Source organism: Rhizobium sp. 9140, from assembly GCF_900067135.1.
GTDB lineage: Bacteria > Pseudomonadota > Alphaproteobacteria > Rhizobiales > Rhizobiaceae > Ferranicluibacter.
On the sequence record NZ_FJUR01000001.1, the window covers coordinates 59,179 to 82,637 of the forward strand.

Sequence of the window (23,459 nt, forward strand, 5' to 3'; positions counted from 1 at the left end):
AATTTCGCGTGACGCCGTCCGATACCGGAGCCAGCCTTGCCAGCCACCTCGCGCCCCTGCCCCTTTCCGGCCGGAGTTGCCGCACCTGCACACTGTGCTGCCGCCTGCCGGATATCGACGCGCTGGAAAAGCCGGCCAACGCCTGGTGCCGCCATTGCGTGGCGGAGCGCGGCTGCACGATCTACGCCGTGCGGCCGACGCTCTGTCGCGACTTCCTCTGTGCGTGGATGACGAAGCCGGACCTCGATGCGGAATGGGACCCGCTGGTCGCGCATATGATGGTGTACGAGCAGGGGCCGCAGACGACCGTGCTGGTCGATCCGGATCATCCCGCGATCTGGAAGCAGGCGCCCTATAAAATCCTCTTGGAGCGCTGGGCCGCCGAGGCCCAAACGCGAGGCGGCTATGTCATCGTGTTCGTGGGCGACGATGTCTTCAAGGTCGAGCCTGCCCAAACCTGATCGCCCGGCCTGATTTCCGGGCCTCATCGCGTTCGATCATGGCATCCGGGACCGCAGCGCGACCCCGGAACACATCATCCTATTAGTTGCCGGCCGGACGCGCCTGGCTCCACGCGGCCAGAGCCTGCGTGAACGCTTCATTGCCGGCCGCACCCTTTTCCAGCGTCAGCAGCGCACGGCGGCCGTTGCGATAGGTCAGGGGAATGTCGATCCACGAGCGGGTGCGCAGGAGATCAATATTGGTGGTCACGGCTTCCGGAAAGTCGTTGAGCGCGATCATGTGGAAGTCGTCGGTGATTTTGGCGGGGACCGCGATCAGCGGATCGCCACGATCCTGCTCGTTGCGCTTCATCGCCACGCGCTGGACGCTGTCGATGCTGCCGCCCTCGAAGTTCTCCGGCAGCGAGAACACGAACTCGATCGTGTGGCTGGCCGGCAGAGAGGTATCGGTGTTGCGCTTGATGGTCATCAGCGCGGTCAGGCCGCGATCCGGTACGGTGATCTGCGCCTGGATGACGGGCTCAGGACGCTGCCCGGCTTCCGGTGCTTCTTCCTTCAGCGACCATGCGACGCCGCCTTCGATGGCAGTCGGCGCCGTCTGGCCGAGGCGTTCCTCGTAGAGGAACATCTTCTGGGCGCCGGCCGGCATTTGGGTCGTCGCTTCGTTCGGAGCGGAGGTCGGGTTGACCGGCGGTGTCGTTGCGGGTGCAGCGTCGGTACCGGGCGTGGCCGACGGATCGGCCTGCGCCGCCGTCGTGGCGGGCGTGCCCGCCGCAGGCGGTGTCGCCGTCGCCCCGGCATCGGCGGTATCGACTGGGCGGCTCGCCTCCGTCTGGGCGGCGACGGATTTGCCTTCCTGCGCGGTTGCCGTGCCGGCCGGCGGCTGGGCCGCACCCTCGTCGATCTCGGTGCCGTCGGTCTGGAGGCGCTGGGTAAACTTGTTGCTCGGCTCGGCCGACGCCACGTCGGTCGTCGCATTGCCATTGGCCGCGGTGCCGGAGGCCGCGCCGCCGGTTCCCGTCGCCGAGGTTCCGCCATTGCTGGCCGTCGGCGGCGCCGTGTTCAGCGAGGCGATCGTCTCGGAAACCCAGCCATTCACCGTATCGCGGTTCGTCCAGTAGGCATAGCCTCCGCCGCCGAAGACGAGCAGCAGGACGAGGACGGTAGCGATCCGCTTCAGACTGAAGGCCGACTTGCGCGGCTCGGCGCGATAGGACGCCGGGCGACGCGGTGCGGGAGGCGCTTCCACAGGGTCGAGCGGGGAACGGCTCTGGGCTGCAGCCGCAGCACCGCCGGCCGCCAGCAGGCTGTCGATTTCATCCCAGTTCTGCGGCGGCGGCGGCTCATCGCTCGGGCTCGCCTGTTCGGTCTCGTTGGTGCGATCGACCGGCCAGGACCAGTCCGACACGGCGGGCTCGGTGCCCTCGGGGCGAACATCGTGCTGGAACGGGTCCGTCTCGTCGAGCGCCCAGGAATGCGACGGCTCGCCCTCGGGCGTCAGTCCGCCGGAAACGGCGGGAAGGACGACGGGTGCAGCATCGACGGCATAATTGTGATCGTCATGAGCGACCGGCTCATCATCCCAGCCGGCATCGTGAGCCGCGACGTCTTCGGCCGAGTGCGTCCCGACGCTTTCTGTCCAGGCAGGCTCGATATGCGCAGCAACCGGCGTGCCGGGCTGCTCGGTCGGCGCCTCGTTCCATTCCGGCAGATCCCAGTTCGCCGCCGGCATCGCGCTGGCGTCGGGCTCGATAGGCTCCACGACGGGCGCCGGCTCGTAGGGCGCAGGCTCCGAATAGGCTTCTTCCGTCTCGATGTAGTCCGGCTCGATCGATGCAGTTTCGGCCGGCTCCGGCTCGTACGGTTCGACGGGCTCCATGTGCCGGGGCTCGGCCCAGGCCTGCGCCGGGTCCTCTGCGGGAGCAGGCTCTCCGGCTGCGGGCTCTTCGAGCGCAACCGTGTCGTTCTCATCGACACTCTGCCATGCAGGCGATGCCGGCTGCTGAATCTGGGCATATTCTTCGGCCAGCACGTCTGCCGCATCCAGCGCCTCGCGATCGGCGACCGGCTCGGGCTCAAGATATGGCTCGGGTTGCGTCTCAGGCTCTGGTGCGTATTCCGGCGGCACGTCTTCCGAAGGCGCCGGCTCGGGCTCATCGGCGTAGACCGGCTCGGGAGCGGGCTCTTCGTAAACCGGCTCGGGCTCGGGAGACACGTCCGCGACAGGTTCGGGCTCCGGCTCCGGTTGGGGCTCTGGTTCCGGGATAACGGGCGCGGCTTCGACAGCCTCCTGCCGATCGACATGCGTCACATCATAGGGAACGGGCGGCTGCTCGAAGGTGACGTCGGCCGGTGCCGGCTCGGCGGGGACCTCTTCGGCCGGAGGTATGGCTGCGGGGAGTACGGCAGCGGCGACAGCCGTCGCGGGCACGACCTCGGGCGGCATATCTTCGACAGGGGCCGGCGCGTGAGTTCCCTCCACCTCCGTGATGGCCGCTTCGAGCTTGCCCATCTGACGGTCGATCATCTCGTCGGAGGGACGAGGCTTCATGCTTTCAAGCTGGCGACGGACGGCGCCCCGGGCCTTTTCGTAAACCCTGGCCCGCATCTCCGGACTGTTGTCGGACAAGCCGTCCACGGTCCTGCGAATAACTGCTACAAAATCCGCCATCGAAAACTTTCTTTCAACCCTTCGGGGTGATTAAGCCGATACTTGATATGGCGCAAGCGCGGGATCTCTCACAAAACCCGCGCTTTACGCCCTTGTCATCACCCCGTCACAGGCCCGTTAACCTAGTCCTCAAACGGATCGGTAACAAGTATGGTGTCGTCACGCTCCGGACTTGTGGACAGGAGAGCGACCGGCGCACCGATAAGTTCTTCGACCTGGCGGACATATTTGATCGCCTGTGCCGGCAGTTCAGCCCAGCTGCGGGCGCCGACGGTCGATTCCTGCCAGCCTTCCAGCGTGATGTAGACAGGCTCGACCCGGGCCTGGCTGGCCTGGCTCGCCGGAAGATGGTCGATCTCGACGCCGTCAAGCGTGTAGCCGACGCAGATCTTAAGTTCCTTCAGGCCGTCCAGCACGTCGAGTTTCGTCAGAGCGATGCCGGTGATGCCGTTGGTGGCGACCGCCTGGCGCACGAGCGCCGCATCGAACCAGCCGCAGCGGCGCTTGCGCCCGGTGACGGTGCCGAATTCATGGCCCTTCTCCCCCAGAAACTGGCCGATCTCGTCATGCAGTTCCGTCGGGAACGGGCCTTCGCCGACGCGGGTCGTATAGGCCTTGGTGATCCCGAGGATATAGCCGAGCGCGCCCGGACCCATGCCCGAACCGGCGGCGGCCTGACCGGCAACCGTATTGGACGAGGTGACGAAGGGATAGGTGCCGTGATCGATGTCGAGCAGCGTACCCTGCGCGCCTTCAAACAGAATACGCGCACCCTTGCGGCGCAAGCGGTCGAGCAGCAGCCAGACCGTATCCATGAAGGGCAGAACGCGCGCGGCGATCGAGGACAGTTCGTCCATGATCGCGGAATGACTGACCTCGGCCTCGCCCAGGCCGCGGCGCAGGGCATTGTGGTGCGTCAGCAGACGATCGACCTTGGCCGGCAGCGTCGAGAGATCGGCAAGATCCATGACGCGGATGGCGCGGCGACCGACCTTGTCTTCGTAAGCCGGACCGATGCCGCGGCGGGTGGTGCCGATCTTGGTGCCGCTGTTGGACGCCGCATCCTCGCGGATGCCGTCCAGCTCGCGGTGCAGCGACAGGATCAGCGTCGCATTGTCGGCGATGCGCAGGTTTTCCGGTGTGATGGTGACGCCCTGCCCGTCCAGCTTCTCGATCTCGGCGATCAGCGCATGCGGGTCGATGACGACACCGTTGCCGATGACGGCGAGCTTGCCCGGGCGAACAACGCCGGAGGGCAGCAGCGACAGCTTGTAGCTGGTGCCATCGATGACGAGCGTGTGGCCGGCATTATGCCCGCCCTGGAAGCGGACGACGACATCGGCGCGTTCGGAGAGCCAGTCGACGATCTTGCCCTTGCCCTCGTCCCCCCATTGCGATCCGACAACCACGACATTCGTCATTTCGTTTTTCCTGTCTGCAAGCGCACGTTTTCATCCGCGCTCATCTTCGCACTGCACGCGATCGCCCTGCCTCGTCCGGCAATGACATCCCGCACCGACCCATGGTGCTGCATCCACCCGTCATCCGGGGCTGCAAACCCGCGCATCTATACTGTCTTGTTTTTTCAAAAGCTATTCCGTTCGCCCCGGATTCAGGGCTTTTTGCATGACAACACGCCTCTTTACGCGATATGCAGCGCGGAGCACGCGTCATGAACCCCTCGTTTCTCTTGCCCGAGACGGAATTTCAGCTTGAACATCCAGGCCTATCTGATCCTTGCGCTGACCACCTTCATCTGGGGCGGCAACTCCGTGGCGGGCAAGATCGCCGTCGGCCATGTCAGCCCGATGCTGCTGACCGGCATGCGCTGGGTGATCGCCTGCACCCTGCTGATGGCCATCGCCATCCCCCAGCTCCGCAAGGACTGGCCGCTCATCCGTCGGCATTGGCTTCTGCTGTTCAGCTACGGCGCCATCGGCTTCACCGCCTTCAATGCCTCGCTCTATTCGGCCCTTCAATATACCAGCGCCATCAACGCGGTGATCGAACAGGCCGCGATCCCCATGGTGATCTTCGCCATGAACTTCGTGCTGTTTCGCACCGGCGTCTCGCTCGCCCAATGGTTCGGCTTCGTGCTCACGCTCTTCGCCGTGGCGCTCACCACATCGCACGGCGATCTCTCGACCTTGCTGTCGCTCGATCTCAACCGCGGCGATGCGCTGATGATGTTCGCCGTCCTCGTCTATGCGGGCTACACTGTGTCGCTGCGCTACAAGCCGGGCATCCACTGGAAAAGCCTGATCGCCGTTTCCGCCTTTGCCGCGCTCTTAAGCAGCATACCCCTGATGATCTGGGAGAGCACCTCCGGCGCGATGATCTGGCCGGATATGACGGGCTGGGTCATCGTTGCCTATGCCGGCATCTTCCCCTCGCTGATCTCGCAGATCCTCTATGTGCGCGGCGTGGAACTGATCGGTCCCAACCGCGCCGGACTGTTCATCAACCTCATCCCGATCTTCGGCACGCTCCTGTCGATCGCGCTGATCGGCGAAACCCTCCAGACCTTCCATATTCTAGCCCTCCTCCTCGCCCTCGTCGGCATTGCGGTGGCGGAAAAGGGGCGGCCGAAGGCGGCCGAATAAAACATCCGACACGAAAAACGCGCCGGATCTTGGGAGGTCCGGCGCGCCTGTCGGTGCGTCACGCTTTGCCGTGGTGGCTTATTCGACGTTGAAGACCAGCGGCTTTGCCTGGCGGATGGCCGGGTTGTCGGTCAGGGTCTTCAGCAGGCTATCCGGCACCGGGCCATCGACATAGAGCAGCGCGATGGCGTCCGAGCCCGCATCCTTGCGACCGAGCTGGAAGTTGGCGATGTTGACGCCGGCATCACCGAAGGTCTTGCCGATGAAGCCGATCATGCCGGGAACGTCGGTGTTGGTGATGTAGACCATGTGGCTGCCGACGTCGGCGTCCAGGTTGATGTCCTTGATCTGGATGAAGCGCGGCTTGCCATCCGAGAACACCGTGCCGGCGACCGACCGCGTCTGGTTTTCCGTCGTCACCGTCAGCTTGATGTAGCCGTCGAACACGCCCGTCTTGTCGCGCTTGACCTCGGAGAGGATGACGCCCTTTTCCTTGATCATGATCGGTGCGGAGACCATGTTGACATCCGAAACTTGGCTACGGATGAGGCCGGCAAGGGCCGCGCTCGTCAGTGCCTTGGTGTTCATGGCGGCTGTCGAGCCGTCATACAGGATCTCGATTTCCTTGATCGCGCTTTCCGTGACCTGACCGACGAAGGCGCCGAGCACTTCCGCAAGACGAATGACCGGCTTCAGGATCGGCGCTTCCTCGGCCGTGATCGAGGGCATGTTGATCGCGTTGGAAACGGCACCCTTGACCAGATAATCCGACATCTGCTCGGCGACCTGAAGCGCGACGTTCTCCTGCGCTTCCGTGGTGGCGGCACCCAGATGCGGCGTGCAGACGACGTTCGGCAGGCCGAACAGCGGGCTTTCCTTAGCAGGCTCGGTTTCGAAGACGTCGAAGCCGGCGCCGGCGACATGGCCGGACTTAATGGCTTCGGCAAGGGCTGCCTCATCCACCAGACCGCCACGGGCGCAGTTGATGATGCGCACGCCGGGCTTGGTCTTGGCAATCGCTTCCGCATTGAGGATACCGCGCGTCTTGTCGGTCATCGGTACGTGCAAAGTGATGAAGTCGGCGCGCGCCAGCAGCTCGTCCAGCTCGACCTTGGTGACGCCCATTTCCTCGGCACGTTCCTTCGACAGAAAGGGATCATAGGCGATGACCTGCATCTTCAGGCCGATGGCACGGGAGATGACGATGGAGCCGATATTCCCGGCGCCGATGACGCCAAGCGTCTTGCCGGTGATCTCGACGCCCATGAACTTGGACTTTTCCCACTTGCCGGCCTGCGTCGAGGTGTCGGCGGCGGGCAGCTGGCGGGCAACGGCGAACATCAGCGCGATGGCATGTTCGGCCGTGGTGATGGAGTTGCCGAACGGCGTGTTCATGACGATGATGCCGCGGCGCGAGGCGGCGGGGATATCGACATTGTCGACGCCGATACCGGCGCGGCCGATGACCTTCAGGTTGGTCGCGGCCGCGATCAGCTTTTCCGTCGCCTTCGTGGCAGAGCGGATGGCAAGCCCATCGTAATTGCCGATGATTTCGGCGAGTTTTTCCTTGTCCTTGCCGAGCTGCGGCTGGAAATCGACATCGACGCCGCGATCGCGAAAGATCTGAACGGCGGTTTCCGACAGTTCGTCGGATACGAGAACGCGAGGTGCCATAAGAGGCCTCCACTGATGAGAAACGTCTTGGAAGAAACGGGATGCGATGCGTCGGCGGATGGAGCGGGGACCGCGCGGCGTGGCGCGGCCCTGCCTGAGCCGGCCTTAGGCGGCGGCTTTGACCTGCGCAGCCTTCTGGGTCGCGAACGCCCAATCGAACCAGGGCATCAGCGCCTTCAGATCCGCGGTGTCGATGGTCGCGCCGGCCCAGATGCGGAAGCCGGAAGGGGCATCTCGGTAAGCGCCGATATCATGGGCGACACCCTGCTTCTCCAGCAGGGCAACCATACCCTTGGCAAAGGCTTCCTGCTGGTCGGGCGCAAGCGCCGTGACGTCGGGATCGACGATCTTCAAGCATACGGACGTGTTCGAACGGGTCTCGGCAACCTCGGCGAGATTGGCGATCCAGTCGGTCTTCTCGACATAATCGAAAATGACCTGCGCATTGGCATCCGCCCGCGCCATCAGTGCGTTCAGGCCACCGAGCGACTTCGCCCACTGCAATGCATCGATGTAGTCCTCGACGCAGAGCATGGACGGCGTGTTGATCGTCTCGCCCTGGAAGATGCCTTCGACGATCTTGCCGCCCTTGGTCATGCGGAAGATCTTCGGCAGCGGCCAGGCCGGGGTGTAGCTTTCCAGCCGCGCGACGGCGCGCGGGGACAGGATGAGCACGCCATGGCCGCCCTCGCCGCCCAGCACCTTCTGCCAGGAGAAGGTGACGACGTCGAGCTTGGAGAAATCGAGGTCCTGCGCGAACGCGCCGGAGGTCGCATCGCAGATCGTCAGGCCCTGACGGTCGGCGGGAATGAAGTCGGCGTTGGGAACGCGAACGCCGGACGTGGTACCGTTCCAGGTGAAGACGACATCACGGTTGAAATCGATCGTGGAGAGATCCGGCAGCTTGCCATAGTCGGCGGTGATCTTGCGGGCGTCGGAGAGCTTCAGCTCCTTCACGACATCGGAGACCCAGCCGGAACCGAAGCTTTCCCAGGCGACCATATCGACGCCGCGCTCGCCCAGCAGCGACCACATCGCCATTTCCACAGCACCGGTATCCGACGCGGGAACGATGCCGATGCGGTAATCCGCAGGCACGTTCAGGACCTCACGGGTCAGATCGATCGCTTGCTTGAGCTTGGCTTTGCCGACCTTGGCTCGATGCGACCGGCCGAGCGGTGCATCGGAGAGCGCGTCCAGCGACCAACCGGGGCGCTTGGAGCAAGGTCCAGACGAAAAATGGGTATTCTCCGGACGCAGATCCGGTGTCGCAGTCGTATTCATGGTGGCTACCCTTCCAGATAGAAAGCGCCTCGTTAGGGAGGCGTGTCCTGCCGCCGTGATTATAGAAACTGCTCATGGAACGCAAGGGAGAATTCCGTGTTCCGGACGTGGCCCGTCGTTATGAGCAAAGTGCAAGACGTTTTCAGGTCTGGTCGGAGGCCGGGCAAAGCGCCCGGCGCGCGGCCCTATCGCCAGCCGTGTCCAGTGCTGGCCGAGCGGCCGCCGTGAAGGGCAAGAGCGATGCCGTAACCGGCGAGCAGGGCTGCTGCCAAGCTGACGAGCGGGCGGTCGCGGACGGTGGAACGGACCTTTGCCGCGGTATCCGAGCGATGCTCGGCGATGCGCGTGCGGAGCGTCTCGATTTCTGCCTTAAGGGCGGCCACCGTATCGGCGGCATTGCTGGAGGACTGGTCTTCTTTGGCGGCGAGCGCTTCATCGACGAGGGGCGCGTCGGTGTCGATCGTGCCGCGGGGGATGGGGTTTCCAATGTCGGTCATGGCGGGCTCCTTTTGCTGGAGCCAGAACCTGCGGGCGGCGACAAGGTTCCTCTCGCCCGCCTGCGGAGGGCTAGTAGAGTGAGAAACGCAGGCCGGCGCGAATTTCGTGGCGGGAGAGGCCGTCGTCGCGGGCTGTCTCACCGGAGCGGGCGAACATGTCGCCCTTGGCGATATCGGAATAGCGGTAGCTGATATCGAGCTTCAGCCGCTCCGTGAGGTCGTAGGATGCGCCGGCCATGAGGGCATAGGTGAAGCGCCAGCTGTCATCGCCCTCATAAGCGCCACCGGCAATCGGGCCGGCTTCGGTGCGGGCGGTGACATCCTGCCAATCCACATAGGTCGCACCGACGCCGGCGCCGAGATAGGGTGTGAAGCCGGCGATGGTGGCGAGATCGACATAGCCGTTGGCCATGATGCCGACGCCGCGCAGGTCTGCCCGGTAGCGCGTCGAGACGCCTGCCGTTTCCTGTTTGCCTTCGAAGCGTCCGTCGAACAGGTCGGTGGTGACGTCGGCGCGCAGGATATCGGTCAACCGGTAGCCGAGGCCGAGCGTGCCGGAAACGGGACGGTCGAAACGATCGTCATCGAAGCCGCGGCGGGCACCGCCCACCGACAGGTCGGGCGCGCCATCGTCGCGAAACGCAGTATAGCCGAGATCGCCGCGCAGATAGAGGCCGGTCGAGACGGTGTCCGTGGCGATGGTGACTTCCGGTGCCGAGAGCGGCGCGTCTTCGGCCTGCGCGGCCGGCAGGCCGACACCCGCGCTCAGGACGGCACAGATCAAGCCGGCGAGGTACGTGCCTGCCGACGATGGCTTGGTCGCCCGTGCTTTGGCCAGTGGTGCTGCGGCCAAGTTTGAAAGACGCGTCATGGAGCCCTCGATTGCCCGGTGTCGGAGCCGGCCGGCGAATCACGCAGGCGGCCGATATACAGGCGTTAACCTTTGGGCCGGTATGGTTAATGGTGCGTTAACAGCGACACCCGCTCATGCGGCAAGGCCGGAGCCATAGGACGAGCGGAACTGCGGCGGGCGTTCCGTCATGACGCTCGCCTCAAAGACGATATTCGCGCCGGCAAGCCGGTACTGCAGCGGCGGACCGGGCTCTATGTGCACATCGAGCGGGCCAGCGCCTTGCGTGTCGGCAAGGCCGAAACCGTCGATCAACTGGTTGATATCGACCTCGCGGGCGAGCAGGCACTGGAGAAGCAGGCAAACGGCGGCATCCGACAGGCTGTCCACAGGCACGATGCGCTCGAAGATCTGGTCCATGCCGGCATGGCCGGTGATCCGCCAGAAGTGTCTGTCCATCGTCGCGTCCCGTCAATTTTTCATCGAATCATCCGGTTCGACCCTAACCCGCGATGCGGTGGGAACAAGCAACCCCCGGCTACGCCCGTCATGCTGGTTAATGTCCCCTCACCGAAGCACCAATCAACCGTGCCGAAAACGCACGAAAGCCGCCCTTGCGGGGCGGCTTTCCAACGGTGACGAAACCAAATGGCTTATTTGTAGACCGGCTGTTCAACCGGGTATTCCGGGACATAGGCCTGCTCGCAGCCGCCGAAATTGTAGCGCAGGCCGGCGCGGGCTTCGTGGATGTTGATGCCCTTGTCGCGACCGGGGCCGCCGCTTTCCTTGTAGCCGAACATGTCGCCGCCGACGATCTGGCGGAAGCGATAGCCGACGTCGGCCTGCAGGTTGCAGGTGAGGTCGATGGCCGTGCCGGCCATGAGGCCATAGGTGAAGCGCCACTTGCGCTTGCCGCTATGCTCGAACTCGCCGTCGCAATTGTCGGGGTTACCCGTTTCGCAGCTGGTGTTCTTCAGCTTGTCCCAGCGCACTTGCGTGCCGCCGATGCCGGCACCGACATAAGGGGTAAAGATGCCGTAGGTGCCGATATCGACATAGGCGTTGGCCATCAGGCTCCAAGCGGTCATCGAGGAAATGTCGCGCGAGGTGCAGAAGTCGGCGACGCCGCAGCCGCCCGTGGTCGAGCCCTCGAAATCGGTCTTGCCGAGATAGTCGAGCGTCACGTCCGTGCGCAGGTAATTGGTGACCTGGTAACCCACGCCGACACCGCCGGTCCAGGTATTGTCGAGATCGTAGCTGTCGAAATCGCGCTCGTAGGAATTGGAGCCCTGATAGAATTTCGCGCCGCGCAGCTTGGTGAAGGCATAGCCGACGTCCCCGCGCAGATACCAGCCGCTGGCAGCGCCAACCTCGACGGGGGCGGCTTCGACAACGGGTTCGAGCGGGGGCTGGTAGATGTCGGCGGCGAAGGCAGCGCTGCCGGTCAGCATCGCTGCCACAACGCCCATCACGATAGTCTTCATGGCTCACTCCATTAGAATGTTGCGTCAGCCCACCTTCGTCGTGCAGCCCGACCGTCCTATTGGAAAGCATCATGGAGGAGATTGGTTAAGGCTCGTTTAACCAAGAAAATTCACCGTGTTTCGAAAGAAAAAACCCGGCGCGAGGCCGGGTTTCTTTATTCAACCGCCAATGGAGCGAAATCTACGCCGCGTGGCGGACGGAGCCGATGACGGAGACGAGTTCGTCGACGATGCGCTCGACCTGGCCGCGATCGTCGCCCTCCGCCATCACGCGGATCAGCGGCTCGGTGCCGGAGGGACGGATGAGGAGACGGCCGTTCTTCGACAGGGCGGCCTCGGCATCGGCGATCGCCTGACGGACGGCATTGTCCTCGAGCGGCTTGCCGGCGGAAATGCGCACGTTCTTCAGCACCTGCGGCACGGGCGTGAATTTGTGGCAGACCTCGCTGACGGGCTTGCCCAGCCGCTTGACGCTGGAAAGCACCTGAAGCGCGGCGACCAGACCGTCGCCCGTCGTGCCGAAATCCGAGAGCACGATATGGCCCGACTGCTCGCCGCCGATGTTGAAACCTTTTTCGCGCATGTGCTCGACGACATAGCGGTCGCCGACCTTGGTGCGCTGGAGCGACAGCTTGCGGCCCTGCAGGTAACGCTCGAGCCCGAGATTGGACATGACGGTGGCGACGATGCCGCCGCCGCGCAAGGTGCCTTCCGCTGCCCAGCTGTCGGCAATCACGGCCATCAGCTGGTCGCCATCGATGATGGTGCCCTTCTCGTCCACGATCAGCACGCGGTCCGCATCGCCATCGAGCGCAATGCCGATATCGGCGCGGACTTCATGCACCTTCTTCGACAGGGCCGCCGGGCTGGTGGAGCCGCAATCCAGATTGATGTTCGTGCCGTTCGGCTCCGTGCCGATCGACACCACATCGGCGCCGAGTTCCCAGAGAGCGGCCGGCGCGACCTTGTAGGCGGCACCATTGGCGCAATCGATGGCGATGCGCAGGCCCTTCAGCGTTACGTCACGCGGCAGCGTGCGCTTGGCGTGCTCGATGTAGCGGTCATGCACGCCGTCGATGCGCTTGGCGCGGCCGATCTCGTTGCTCCGCGCCAGCTGCATCGACAGATCCTGATCGAGCAGTTCCTCGATCTGGCTTTCGATATCGTCGGAGAGCTTATAGCCATCTGGGCCGAAAAGCTTGATGCCGTTGTCCTCGAACGGATTGTGCGAGGCGGAGATCATCACGCCGATATCCGCACGCAGCGACCGTGTCAGCATGGCGACGGCGGGCGTGGGAATGGGGCCGAGGACGAAGGCATCGACACCGGCCGCGGTGAAGCCGGCGACCAAGGCGTTTTCCAGCATATAGCCCGACAGGCGGGTATCCTTGCCGATGACGACCCGGTGACGGTGCGCGCCACGGCGAAAGATGGTGCCGACGGCGATGCCCACCCGCATGGCAAGGTCAGGCGTCATCGGGAAAATGTTGGCCTGCCCGCGAATGCCGTCGGTGCCGAAATATCTACGCTTCATGATCGCTCCATCGTCCAGAGCCGTTTCCGGGAAGTCGGGTTCACCCGGACGGCTGTCTCTCATTTGTATTGCCGCATCGTCCGAAGGCGACACAAAGACGCTCTGCCGGGAAATGCTCGTGTCCCAGCGTGCCCACTTCGCGGACGAGGGCAGCGCCAAGGCCGGAACGCCGCCGGTCTCCTTGGCGCTCATGGCACCTTCTGCCACAGACAGGCGGAAAACGGCATCCTCACGGCCATCAGAAATGATTACACGCCGTTACCTTCGTAAAGCTTACCCGGATGGAGACCGAACGCGCCGATAGCCACGCGCGCGAAAGCGCCGTGGAGATGAGGGCAGTTCGGACGAGGCGCTGGAAGCTGCCGCGTTGGTATTGAGTGGAAGATGACATCTTCCAGCGCCTCGTTCGGTGGTTTTTCCCGCTGCCCGGCTGTCTTGAAGAGGATTCCCCCGGCTTCACCCGAGAGCGCGTCCGGCAGTCACGACGCGACATGCGCCGCCTTGCCGGGTTTCACAGGACGACCGCGGTTTCAACGGTCGCCGCCTCTTCACTGACATTGCCACGTCGAAGGCCCTTTCGGGTCCACGGCGGACAGCCCTTTCACGAGCCCGGACAGGAGGACATGCGTCTTTCCCTCATATCCGGCACCGGCCCCGCCTCGCCGGAACGCCTTCCGGTGTATCCGATAACGGGACGAGCCAAGTATGAAGGAGGAAAAAGGGGCGGGGAAAAGTCCCGGTGGAATTATCGGAAGAATCGGAAAAAATTTCGACGTGGCTCGACGGGTTCGGGCGGCCGACAAGGTTTCCTGTTGGCGAATCGTCCTGCCGGGGCTTGTTCCGCGCAACTGATAATGTCAACGACATCAATTCGTTGCAGATGTTCGGGGACCCGCCCGAGCATGACGGGGGATAGCGCTCAGTACGCCTCATGCAAAAACCCTCCGGCATCAGCCGAAGGGTTCGATCGGTACGGATAATCCCCGCTTTATTGCGGCTGCGGCTCAAGACCGCCTTCCGCCTCGCCCTTGGGCGTCGTGCCGTCCTTCTTGGCGCCGGCCGATGGGACGGCGGAACCGCGGTGAGGGGGCGAATCGTCGCCGAGGTCGCGGGCGGGCTTGTCGCCGCGCATCAGCGCCTTGATCTCTTCGCCCGTCAGCGTTTCATATTCCAGCAGGCCTTCGGCCACGGCCACGAACTCCGAATTCATGTCTGTGATGATCCGGCGGGCTTCGTCATAGGCTTCGTCGATCAGGCGGCGAACCTCGTTATCGATCTTCTGCGCAGTTGCTTCCGACACGTTCTTCGACTGCGAGACGGAGTGGCCGAGGAAGACTTCCTGCTGGTTCTCGCCGTAGGAGACCTGGCCGAGCTGGTCGGAGAAGCCCCACTGCGTGACCATGGCGCGGGCAAGCTTGGTGGCCTGCTCGATATCGGACGACGCTCCGGACGTGATGTTCTCCTTGCCGAAGGTGATTTCCTCGGCAACGCGGCCACCCATCATGATGGCGAGGCGCGAGACCATCCACTTGTAGCTCATCGAATAGCGGTCGCCTTCCGGCAACTGCATGACCATGCCGAGCGCACGACCGCGTGGAATGATAGTCGCCTTGTGCAGCGGATCGGCTGCGGGGACCTTCAACGCGACGATGGCATGTCCGGCTTCGTGATAGGCCGTCAGCTTCTTTTCGGACTCGGTCATGGCGGAGTTGCGGCGTTCCGCACCCATCATGATCTTGTCCTTGGCGTCTTCGAACTCGGCCATGGTGACGACGCGCTTGTTGCGGCGGGCGGCCATGAGGGCGGATTCGTTGACGAGGTTCATCAAATCGGCACCGGAGAAACCGGGCGTACCGCGGGCGAGAATCTTCAGATCGACATTCGGTGCCAGCGGCACATTGCGAACGTGAACCTTGAGAATGCGCTCGCGACCGTTGATGTCGGGATTGGGCACGACGACCTGACGGTCAAAACGGCCCGGACGCAGCAAAGCGGGGTCGAGAACGTCGGGACGGTTGGTCGCGGCGATGAGGATGACACCCTCGTTCGCCTCGAAGCCGTCCATCTCGACCAGAAGCTGATTCAGCGTCTGCTCGCGCTCGTCATTGCCGCCGCCGAGCCCGGCGCCGCGATGACGGCCGACCGCATCGATTTCGTCGATGAAGATGATGCAAGGCGCGTTCTTCTTGGCCTGCTCGAACATGTCACGGACACGGGATGCGCCGACACCGACGAACATTTCCACGAAATCCGAACCGGAGATCGTAAAGAACGGCACGTTGGCTTCGCCGGCAACCGAGCGGGCGAGCAGCGTCTTACCGGTGCCGGGAGGGCCGACCAGCAGCACGCCGCGCGGAATGCGACCGCCGAGGCGCTGGAACTTCTGCGGATCGCGCAGGAACTCGACGATTTCCTCCAGATCCTGCTTGGCTTCATCCACGCCGGCAACGTCATCGAACGTGATGCGGCCATGCGCTTCGGTGAGCAGCTTTGCCTTCGACTTGCCGAAGCCCATGGCGCCCCGCGACCCACCCTGCATCTGGCGCATGAAGAACAGCCAGACGCCGAGGATCAGCAGCATGGGAAGCAGCGTGCCGATGAAGCTCAGGAAACCGTTGGAACCGTCCGTTTCCGGACGAACAGTGACCGTCACGTTCTTGGCTTCGAGCCGCTCGGTAAGCGCCGTATCCACGGAGGGGGCATAGGTCTGGAACGTCGCGCCGCTCTCGTTAAAGGTGCCAAGCACCTTGTTGCCAGTGATGACAACGTCCTTGACGCGGCTGCCATCGACATCCTTCAGGAACTGCGAAAACGGAACTTCCCGCGAGGCGCTACGCTCCGACGGCTGCTGAAACATGCTGAAAAGCGCAATCAGCAAGAGAGCGATAATGGCCCAGAGGGCAAGATTACGAAAATTAGGGTTCATCGAATTCCCCGGAACCGGTGCTGGCGCCCCGCGACCGGGACCCATATTTCTTCGCTAACATAGGGTTCGCGACAGGCCTTGCCAAGGCAAACCGCCCTTTGCCCGATCATTTCGTCGAGATATCGTCAACCGGACATGTCGGAAACGGTGCGCGGTTGAAAAGCGCGGCGATGCTTTGCGCGATCATCCGGTCGAAACGCGGCAAAAAGGTGTCGTAGGGCGCGATGACGGGCGTCAGCGAAAAGGCTGTGGGATCAGCGGTTGCGCCGTCGGGCAAGAGCATGCCGGGAGACGCCTGCGCAACGCGCCCGGCAACGCCTGTGGGAAGGCCGCCGGCCGTGAGCCTGTGGACAAGTGTGCGATCCGCACCCGCCATGAGCGTGATCGCGGCCGCGCCGTGGTTGTCGATCGCAAAGCGGCCGTCCCAGATCAGCGTCTGCCCCGGCTGGACGGTGACCGGTGGCGGGAGATTGCGGCGCTCGCGATAGACGAACAGCCGCCCGCCGCGTCGCTCGAAAACGCAGCCGCCGGCGGTGGTTGCGCCCGCCATATCCGTCTGCAGGGTCGCAAAAAGACGGACGGCGGTGTCTTGCCCGATCGGATGCGGCTTTCCGGCAAGGGTGGCGGCGAGCACGGCGAGCAGCCGCTGCCAGTGGATGTCGGTCACATCGAGGTCGGCAAGGGCGATCTCGGCCGCGATGGCTGCGTGAACGCGAACGTGATCGGTAAGAAGCTCCGATATCGCGGCATCAGCCTTCAGGCGGTGGGAGATCGCGTCTTGGAGAATATTTCCAGTGCCCTGCCCCGCGACATCAGGACCGGCCTGCCGGAAGCGGACGCGCTCGAAACGGGGATCGTCATTGCTCGGATCGTCGATCCATCCCTCGCCGAGAGATGTGAGGTCATCGCGGATGGCCTGTCGGCGGACGTTGAGGAAGGGCCGGCAGATCCAGAGGGTTCTCGCGAAAAGGACGGCATCCGCCATGCCGGCAAGGCCGATGGTGGGGGGTTCGCCCGCGTCGAACGTCTGTGGGCTGCGGGCGGCGCGCATGGCAATGGTCTCGGCCTGATCGTCCTGGGAATGTCCGGTGACGACGAGATCGGCTCGAAAGTCGCGCGCCGCTTCGGATAGGAGCCGGTAGCGGGCAAGTCGGGCTTCCGCCTGGAGGCCGGAGGTGATGCCGGAATGCGACCAGCGGGCAACAGTATGGGGAATGCCGAGCGCGCCGCAGCGCCGGGAGACCGCCTCGGCCTCTGCGGCCGAACCGGAGCGCAGCGCGTGATCGACGGTGCAGGCTACGAGGCGGTGGGGCGATCCGGAAGTCTTCAGCGCGTGATGGAGGGCGAGCAGGAGGCCGACCGAATCGCTGCCGCCGGAGACGGCGACGAGCACGGTGGACGGATGGCGCAGGCGTGAGAGGAAGGCGTGGGCGGCGGCACGCGGCGCGCTGCCCGCTCGGTCAGGGCTTGGCCGGGCCGGCACTAGCGGTTGCATCAGCAGGAAAGGCGGCTCTGCTCGCTCGTGACCTTGGCCTTCACGGCAGGCGAGGCCTTGGGGTAGCGTTTTCCGACTTCGCGGAGCGTCGCGCAGGCGGTTTCCTTGTTGTCGAGCGCGGCCAGCGACATGCCGAGCTTCAAGAGCATTTCCGGCGCCTTGGGCGACTTGGAATAGGCCTGATGCGCATTCAGGAAGGTCTTGGCGCTGTCGTTGAATTTGCCCTGCGAATATTGGGCTTCGCCCATCCAGAAGCTGGCATCGGCCGCCTTCTCGCCCTTGGGAAAGGCTTCGAGATAGCCGCGGAACTCGTTTTCCGCCTGGCTGTAGTCGCCGGAAAGCACGTGACCATAGGCCGACTGGTACAAATCGCCGGGATTGTCGAGGCTGGCCGTCTGCTGCTCCGTCTCGGGCGTGGCATTCAGGCCCGGTGCGGCGCGCGTGCCGGGATCGGTCGACGCGACGGCGCCCGGATCGGTGCTGGTATCGGGTAGATTGTCGGCATTGGCGCCGATGGGGTTGCCGGCATCGTCGAGGATGATCTGGCCGAGCGTTGTCGGCAAACCGCCGGGCACACCGGAGGCCGTCTCCGATCCCGTGCTTGCGCCGGGATCGGTAACGTTTGCAGACGGTGCTGTGCGACCGGTGGTCGCCCCCGGGGTCGCCATAGCCTCGCCGGAAGTGCGCGGGGTTTCGAGCGCCCCGCTCTTGCGCGGCGCCGCAGGCTTGGCGCCTTCGATGTCCTGGAAGCGCAGCTCGTTGTCTTCCTGGAACTTCCGGATCTGCTCCTGCATCTGCAGGAGCTGGAAGCTCATCTCCTCGATACGCCCGTTGAGGGAGCGGATCGTTTCCTCAAGCTGCCCGATGCGCCCGGCCTCGCTGGCCTGCACTTTCAGCACTTGCGCTTGTTGCGCAGAGAGCAGCGGCGCTTGTTGCGCAGGCTTCGTCTCATTGCGGTGGAACGCTTTGTCCAACCAGCCGGAAAGCGGCATGGCAGTCACGGGCTGGCTCAGCGACCCGAAGGCGCCAAGACCGATCATGGCTGCCACGACAATGTTCTTCATGTCATGTGTCCCGTTTTCATACCGATCATGTCGCAGGCCGAGGCGAAGGAGTCCCGCCTCTACCGCACTGCAACCGCCGCACAGTTTTCCAATTGCCTGCAAAAAGCAACGGAGTTCGGTCAAAGTGTGACGAAAAATAAAGGCGGCCCCTGCGGACCGCCTTCTGCATTTCGAAACCTGTCGTCGAAGGATCGGAGCGACGGGCCGAGCGCCTGCCAAGCCCGATCGGTCGAGACTTACATGTTGCCGCCGCCGAGAACGGTGACCGAGCGGCGGTTCTGCGACCAGCAGGAAATGTCGTCGCAAACGGCGACCGGCTTTTCCTTGCCGTAGGAGATGGTGCGCATGCGGCCGGCGGGAACGCCCTGGCTCGCGAGGAACTCCTTGGCAGCGGCAGCGCGGCGGGCGCCGAGCGCAAGGTTGTATTCGCGGGTGCCGCGTTCGTCGGCATGGCCTTCGACCGTGATCTGGTAGTTCGGGTACTTGGCGAGCCACTGTGCCTGGCGCGACAGGGTTGCCTGTGCGTCGGCGCGGATGGACGAGCTGTCCGTGTCGAAGAAGATGCGGTCGCCGACATTGACCGTGAAGTCCTGCTGCGAACCAGGCGTTGCCGAGCCGGCCCCGAGGCCGAGGCCGGCGGCGTCGTTCGGCATGTTGTTTTTCTTGGAGGCGCAGCCGGCAATGGCCAGCGACATGAACAGGGCGATCGCGACGGGGTTGCGCGCGAGGGACTGGAGGCGGCCTGCGGCCGGGACGTGAATGCGGCTCATGAGCCGGTCTCCTTGATAAGCGAAGGTCGGGGGTAGGTGAATATAAGGGTTGCCGAACTGTAACCGGAAGCGGTTAATCTTCATGCAACGCAGATGGTTAAAACTCTCTCAACGCACGACCAACGAACGGTCGTCATCAGGATTTTGCGGCGGAAAAGCGGCATTTTGCCAGGATTCCCGCCGCACTCATGAGGTTTGGCTACTCCAGAAGCGGCGACCAGGCCGGGTCGGAGGCGAAGCCCTGAGTGGCGACGCGCTGCTCGTTATAGCCGGTGAGGTCGATGGAATAGAGCTGCGGACCGCCGGCGCCGGCATCCTGGCGGAAGAACATCAGCACGCGGCCGTTGGGCGCCCAGGTCGGGCCTTCGTTGTGGAAGCCGGATGTGAGAATTCGCTCGCCGGACCCGTCCGGCTTCATCACGCCGATCGAAAACTTGCCGCCCGACTGCTTGGTGAAGGCGATGAGGTCGCCGCGCGGCGACCAGACCGGCGTGGAATAGGAACCGTCGCCGAACGATATACGCGTCTGGCCGGAACCGTCGGCGCCCATGACGTAAAGCTGCTGGCGGCCGCCGCGGTCGCTTTCGAACACGATCCGCGCGCCGTCCGGCGAATAGGACGGCGAGGTGTCGATGGCGGGCGTCGAGGTCAGGCGCGTCGTGGTGCGCGACCGCAGATCCATCGTGTAAATATTAGCATTGCCCTCCTGCTGGAGGCTCATGATGACGCGCTGGCCATCCGGCGAGAAACGCGGGGCGAAGGTCATGCCGGGAAAGTTGCCGACGACTTCACGCTGCCCGGTCTCCAGTTGCAGCAGATAGACCCGCGGCTCCTGGCCCTCGAACGACATATAGGTGATTTCCTGGCGGCTCGGCGAGAAGCGCGGCGTCAGCACGATATCGTTGGAATTGGTGATTGCGCGCGCATTGGCGCCGTCCTGGTCCATGATGGCAAGCTGGCGCTTGCGGGCCGTCTTCGGGCCGCTTTCGGCGACATAGACGACTCGCGTATCGAAGTAGCCCTCTTCGCCGGTGATTTCCTTGTAGATCGCATCGGCGATGATGTGGGCGAGACGCCGCCAGTTTTCCGGCTGCGTGAAGTACTGCTGGCCGGTGATCTGGTTCTGCGCGGTCGCATCCCACAGGCGGAACTGCGCCTTCAGGCGGCCATCGGCCTCCTGCGTGACGCGGCCGGTGACGAGCGCCTGCACGTTCAAGACGCGCCAGTCTTCAAAGCGCGGCGCCGCGTCCGGGTTGGTGACCTTCTCGATGAAGGCCTTGCGGTCGACCGGTGCGAACAGGCCCGACCGCTTCAGGTCGGCCGCCACGACGTCCGAGATCTTCTGCCCCATCTCCCCTTGCAGGAAGTCGGTGATGGCGATCGGCAGCGGCTCGACGTTGCCCCGGTTGATGTTGATCTCGACGCGCGCTTGCGCAGGCACGGTCGCAGCAGCGACCAGACCCGTCAGCGCGACGAAGAGCCGGAAAAAGGTGCGTCTAAGCATGGTTACGGAGCCTCTCAGCAGTCCATTCGGTATGGTGACGGCCATCCCACGAAGCGATGGCCGAAGTGATTTCGATGATAGAGCCGGCGGTCACAGCAGCATGTCCGACGGATCGAAGTGGATGACGACTTCCTGCCAGGAATCGTACTTCTCGGCAGGCAGCTTGAAGGGCGCGGAGCGGCGCACGGCGCGCGTGGCGCTGCCGATCATGGCGCGCTGCGAGGTCGGCGTTCCCCCGGTCGCCTCGACCTCGGGCTGGCCGACGATCTCGCCTTGAGGATCGAGCTGGATCGTGACCGTGATGATCATGCCCTGAAGATCCGCCATGCCGGGAATGATCGACCAGTTCTTCTGGATCATGCCCTTCAGCGCGTCCATCTCGCTCATCGACAGCGTATTCCCGGTCGTGGTCTTCTTGCCGCCGAGAGCCGCCTTGTCCTGCGAGCGCTTGGCGCCGCCGCCGGAGGATTCCGTCTTGTTGAGGAGGGCTGCCACCTCGTCGGCATTGAAGTCGCTTTCCTTCTGGGACGACGTCTTCTTCTGTTCCTTGGGCGCCGCATCCGTCTTGCGATCAGGCGTCTTGGCGGTCTGCGCGGCAGCGGTCTCCTCGACCTTCGGGCGCGCCGTCGGGGCCGGCACGTTCTGCGGCAGGGCCGCAGCATCCGGGGCCTCTGCCGGCGTCGGCTCGGCGGGTGTGGGCGTCGGTTCCGGCGTCGGCTCGGCCTTTGCTTCCGGCTCCGGCTTCGGATCGGGCTTGGGGTCCGGCTTCACCTCTTCCTTGGGCGCCGGCAGGGCGGCGACCTCGGTTGCGGGTTCGGCGGGCGGCTTTTCGGACGGCTTGACCTCTTCCTTCACCGGATCGGGGGACGGCGGTGCGTCTTCCGACTTCGGCGGTGCGGCGGAGGCCTGGTTCTCGATCGGCTTGGAAACCGGCTTCGGCGGCGTCTTCATATCGACGTCGTTATCGCCGGCATTCTCGGCTTCGGGCAGTGTCTGGGGCTTTTCGGAGGGCTTGGGTGCAGATTTCTCGGCCATGGGCGCCTTGAGGTCGCCCTGCTGGATCTGGCTCATCTCGCTGATGATCTCCACCGGCACGGACTCAACCGGCGCGACCTCGAGAGGCTTCGGACTGCCGAGCGAAACCAGTGCCCAGGTGAGCACCAGTCCGTGAAGTACAGCGGAGGTTGCGATGCTGCCCTTCATGTCAAAGGCTCACTTGTCCGTTTCCTGAAGGGTCACGAGACCCAGGTTCTTGAAGCCGGCGGACGAGATGCGGGCCATGACCTTCATGACCGTTCCGTAGTCCGCATTGGTGTCGCCGCGCACATAGATGCGCTCCTCGTAGCCGGTCTTGGCAATGGCCTCGAGCTTCGGCACGACCTCTTCGATGGTGATCGGGCTTTCCTGCAGGAAGATCTCGCCGGCCGGATTGACCGAGATCGTGATCGGCTGCGTATCGGAATTCAGAGCCTTGGCCTGCGTTTCCGGCAGGTCGATCGGCACGCCGACGGTCATCATCGGCGCGGCCACCATGAAGATGATGAGAAGCACCAGCATGACGTCCACGAAGGGCGTCACGTTGATTTCGCTCATGACGGCCTTGCCGCCGCGTCCGCGTCCACGCCCGCCGCGTCTGCCGCCCGAGCCCTTGGATCCGCCCACTGCCATACCCATCGTTGAGGTCTCCGTCAGTGTTCTTTATTGCGCCGCCTGGCGCGGCTGCAGCTTTTCGTCGATCTGGCGCGACAGGATCGCGGAGAACTCGTCGGCAAAGCCTTCCATGCGGGAGTTGATCTTGCCCGCATCCGCCGTGAACTTGTTGTAGGCGATCACCGCGGGGATAGCGGCGAGCAGGCCGATGGCGGTGGCCAGCAGCGCTTCCGCGATACCCGGCGCCACGACCGCAAGGTTGGTGGACTTCGACCCGGCAATGGCCTGGAACGAGGTCATGATGCCGATGACGGTACCGAACAGGCCGACGAACGGGCCGGCCGAACCGATGGTGGCAAGCGAGCCGAGCCGCGCTTCCAGCGCCTCGGACTCGCGCGAGAGCGTCACGTCCATCGCCCGGTCGATCCGCATCTGAAGACCGATGGGCGACCGTGCGCCGCGCTCGAAGCTCTTCTTCCACTCGCGCATGGCCGAGACGAAGATCGCCCCCATGCCGGAGGTCTGGCGGTCGGACAGGGTGCGGTAGAGCTCTTCCAGCGACTGGCCCGACCAGAACACCTGCTCGAAACTATCGAGCTGGCGACGGACGCGGGCATAGCGAATGGTCTTGTCGACCACGATGGCCCAGGTCCAGACCGAGGCGGCCATGAGCCCGAGCATGACCAGCTTCACGACGAAGCCGGCCTCCATGAAAAGAGACCACAACGTCACGTCCGTGGTCACAGCGGCCAATCCAGCCTGTTCCATGCTATCAAATCCCCGAATCCGGACGCCCGGCAAGAGCCATCACATGCTCGACGCCAGGTCGCTCAAACGTCATTGTTTTCAAGTTCGCCCCGGCAGCCCGCCGCCGATCGCACACGTGCAATCCAAGCTTCGGGCAAACCTTTCCCGCGTAATCTTGGTCAAAGGATGACGTGCACTGCACAAAATCCCGTGGGTCGATAAGACATCATTATGGTTAAGGGAGT

General features: G+C 64.0%; 19 protein-coding genes. 2 read left to right on the plus strand and 17 right to left on the minus strand.

Annotated features, from left to right (window positions below; all coding sequences use genetic code 11):
- Positions 1–8 precede the first annotated feature (8 nt).
- Positions 9–461: a YkgJ family cysteine cluster protein gene (locus GA0004734_RS00355; RefSeq protein ID WP_245292300.1), complete on the plus strand. Its 453-nt coding sequence runs from the start codon at positions 9–11 to the stop codon at positions 459–461.
- A gap of 82 nt (positions 462–543) precedes the next feature.
- Here GA0004734_RS00355 and GA0004734_RS25825 read toward each other — a convergent pair whose 3' ends face one another.
- Positions 544–3,012, minus strand: coding sequence for a hypothetical protein (locus GA0004734_RS25825; protein WP_175386141.1), 2,469 nt, complete (start codon positions 3,010–3,012; stop codon positions 544–546).
- A 242-nt stretch (positions 3,013–3,254) separates the two neighbouring features.
- Positions 3,255–4,553: an adenylosuccinate synthase gene (locus GA0004734_RS00365; protein WP_092930201.1), complete on the minus strand. Its 1,299-nt coding sequence runs from the start codon at positions 4,551–4,553 to the stop codon at positions 3,255–3,257.
- 291 nt (positions 4,554–4,844) lie between these two features.
- On the opposite strand from GA0004734_RS00365, the gene GA0004734_RS00370 reads away from it, so the two are divergent.
- Positions 4,845–5,735 carry a DMT family transporter gene (locus tag GA0004734_RS00370; protein ID WP_092930204.1) on the plus strand — a complete coding sequence of 297 codons (891 nt, stop codon included), beginning with the start codon at positions 4,845–4,847 and terminating at the stop codon, positions 5,733–5,735.
- Positions 5,736–5,813: 78 nt separating this feature from the next.
- On the opposite strand, the gene serA is transcribed toward GA0004734_RS00370, so the two are convergent.
- From serA to tolQ, 15 genes are all read right to left on the minus strand, one after another.
- Positions 5,814–7,409: a phosphoglycerate dehydrogenase gene (serA, locus tag GA0004734_RS00375; RefSeq protein WP_092930206.1), complete on the minus strand. Its 1,596-nt coding sequence runs from the start codon at positions 7,407–7,409 to the stop codon at positions 5,814–5,816.
- A gap of 105 nt (positions 7,410–7,514) precedes the next feature.
- On the minus strand, positions 7,515–8,693 hold the full coding sequence (locus GA0004734_RS00380; protein WP_092930209.1) for a phosphoserine transaminase: 1,179 nt from the start codon (positions 8,691–8,693) through the stop codon (positions 7,515–7,517).
- A 185-nt stretch (positions 8,694–8,878) separates the two neighbouring features.
- The gene (locus GA0004734_RS00385; RefSeq protein WP_092930212.1) at positions 8,879–9,190 is read right to left on the minus strand and encodes a hypothetical protein; all 312 of its coding nucleotides are present in this window, start codon (positions 9,188–9,190) and stop codon (positions 8,879–8,881) included.
- Positions 9,191–9,260: 70 nt separating this feature from the next.
- Positions 9,261–10,061: an outer membrane protein gene (locus tag GA0004734_RS00390; protein WP_092930215.1), complete on the minus strand. Its 801-nt coding sequence runs from the start codon at positions 10,059–10,061 to the stop codon at positions 9,261–9,263.
- A gap of 114 nt (positions 10,062–10,175) precedes the next feature.
- Positions 10,176–10,499, minus strand: coding sequence for a hypothetical protein (locus tag GA0004734_RS00395; RefSeq protein ID WP_092930218.1), 324 nt, complete (start codon positions 10,497–10,499; stop codon positions 10,176–10,178).
- Between the two features lie 194 nt (positions 10,500–10,693).
- The gene (locus tag GA0004734_RS00400) at positions 10,694–11,524 is read right to left on the minus strand and encodes an outer membrane protein (protein ID WP_092930221.1); all 831 of its coding nucleotides are present in this window, start codon (positions 11,522–11,524) and stop codon (positions 10,694–10,696) included.
- A gap of 181 nt (positions 11,525–11,705) precedes the next feature.
- On the minus strand, positions 11,706–13,058 hold the full coding sequence (gene glmM / locus GA0004734_RS00405) for a phosphoglucosamine mutase (protein WP_092935690.1): 1,353 nt from the start codon (positions 13,056–13,058) through the stop codon (positions 11,706–11,708).
- A gap of 988 nt (positions 13,059–14,046) precedes the next feature.
- A complete protein-coding gene (gene ftsH, locus GA0004734_RS00410) occupies positions 14,047–15,984 on the minus strand; it encodes an ATP-dependent zinc metalloprotease FtsH (RefSeq protein ID WP_092930224.1) in 1,938 nt (645 codons plus the stop codon).
- Between the two features lie 106 nt (positions 15,985–16,090).
- A complete protein-coding gene (gene tilS, locus GA0004734_RS00415) occupies positions 16,091–17,467 on the minus strand; it encodes a tRNA lysidine(34) synthetase TilS (RefSeq protein WP_210173745.1) in 1,377 nt (458 codons plus the stop codon).
- Between the two features lie 11 nt (positions 17,468–17,478).
- The gene (gene ybgF, locus GA0004734_RS00420) at positions 17,479–18,543 is read right to left on the minus strand and encodes a tol-pal system protein YbgF (protein ID WP_092930229.1); all 1,065 of its coding nucleotides are present in this window, start codon (positions 18,541–18,543) and stop codon (positions 17,479–17,481) included.
- Positions 18,544–18,779: 236 nt separating this feature from the next.
- A complete protein-coding gene (pal, locus tag GA0004734_RS00425) occupies positions 18,780–19,313 on the minus strand; it encodes a peptidoglycan-associated lipoprotein Pal (protein ID WP_092930235.1) in 534 nt (177 codons plus the stop codon).
- Between the two features lie 199 nt (positions 19,314–19,512).
- Positions 19,513–20,817 (minus strand): Tol-Pal system beta propeller repeat protein TolB, encoded by a 1,305-nt coding sequence (gene tolB / locus GA0004734_RS00430; protein WP_175386142.1) that lies wholly within the window; start codon positions 20,815–20,817, stop codon positions 19,513–19,515.
- A gap of 90 nt (positions 20,818–20,907) precedes the next feature.
- Positions 20,908–22,020, minus strand: a complete 1,113-nt coding sequence (locus tag GA0004734_RS00435; RefSeq protein WP_092930241.1) for a cell envelope integrity protein TolA — start codon at positions 22,018–22,020, stop codon at positions 20,908–20,910.
- Positions 22,021–22,029: 9 nt separating this feature from the next.
- The gene (gene tolR / locus GA0004734_RS00440; RefSeq protein WP_092930245.1) at positions 22,030–22,491 is read right to left on the minus strand and encodes a protein TolR; all 462 of its coding nucleotides are present in this window, start codon (positions 22,489–22,491) and stop codon (positions 22,030–22,032) included.
- Positions 22,492–22,515: 24 nt separating this feature from the next.
- On the minus strand, positions 22,516–23,235 hold the full coding sequence (tolQ, locus tag GA0004734_RS00445; RefSeq protein WP_062475077.1) for a protein TolQ: 720 nt from the start codon (positions 23,233–23,235) through the stop codon (positions 22,516–22,518).
- Between the last annotated feature and the right edge of the window lie 224 nt (positions 23,236–23,459).

What these genes read in the sequence shown, in the direction of transcription:
- GA0004734_RS25825 (WP_175386141.1), bottom strand. Translation starts at nt 3,012, where the DNA reads ATGAAGCCTCGTCCCTCCGACGAGATGATCGACCGTCAGATGGGCAAG.
- GA0004734_RS00365 (WP_092930201.1), bottom strand. Translation starts at nt 4,553, where the DNA reads ATGACGAATGTCGTGGTTGTCGGATCGCAATGGGGGGACGAGGGCAAG.
- serA (WP_092930206.1), bottom strand. Translation starts at nt 7,409, where the DNA reads ATGGCACCTCGCGTTCTCGTATCCGACGAACTGTCGGAAACCGCCGTT.
- GA0004734_RS00380 (WP_092930209.1), bottom strand. Translation starts at nt 8,693, where the DNA reads ATGAATACGACTGCGACACCGGATCTGCGTCCGGAGAATACCCATTTT.
- GA0004734_RS00385 (WP_092930212.1), bottom strand. Translation starts at nt 9,190, where the DNA reads ATGACCGACATTGGAAACCCCATCCCCCGCGGCACGATCGACACCGAC.
- GA0004734_RS00390 (WP_092930215.1), bottom strand. Translation starts at nt 10,061, where the DNA reads ATGACGCGTCTTTCAAACTTGGCCGCAGCACCACTGGCCAAAGCACGG.
- GA0004734_RS00395 (WP_092930218.1), bottom strand. Translation starts at nt 10,499, where the DNA reads ATGGACAGACACTTCTGGCGGATCACCGGCCATGCCGGCATGGACCAG.
- GA0004734_RS00400 (WP_092930221.1), bottom strand. Translation starts at nt 11,524, where the DNA reads ATGAAGACTATCGTGATGGGCGTTGTGGCAGCGATGCTGACCGGCAGC.
- glmM (WP_092935690.1), bottom strand. Translation starts at nt 13,058, where the DNA reads ATGAAGCGTAGATATTTCGGCACCGACGGCATTCGCGGGCAGGCCAAC.
- ftsH (WP_092930224.1), bottom strand. Translation starts at nt 15,984, where the DNA reads ATGAACCCTAATTTTCGTAATCTTGCCCTCTGGGCCATTATCGCTCTC.
- ybgF (WP_092930229.1), bottom strand. Translation starts at nt 18,543, where the DNA reads ATGAAGAACATTGTCGTGGCAGCCATGATCGGTCTTGGCGCCTTCGGG.
- pal (WP_092930235.1), bottom strand. Translation starts at nt 19,313, where the DNA reads ATGAGCCGCATTCACGTCCCGGCCGCAGGCCGCCTCCAGTCCCTCGCG.
- tolB (WP_175386142.1), bottom strand. Translation starts at nt 20,817, where the DNA reads ATGCTTAGACGCACCTTTTTCCGGCTCTTCGTCGCGCTGACGGGTCTG.
- GA0004734_RS00435 (WP_092930241.1), bottom strand. Translation starts at nt 22,020, where the DNA reads ATGAAGGGCAGCATCGCAACCTCCGCTGTACTTCACGGACTGGTGCTC.
- tolR (WP_092930245.1), bottom strand. Translation starts at nt 22,491, where the DNA reads ATGGGTATGGCAGTGGGCGGATCCAAGGGCTCGGGCGGCAGACGCGGC.
- tolQ (WP_062475077.1), bottom strand. Translation starts at nt 23,235, where the DNA reads ATGGAACAGGCTGGATTGGCCGCTGTGACCACGGACGTGACGTTGTGG.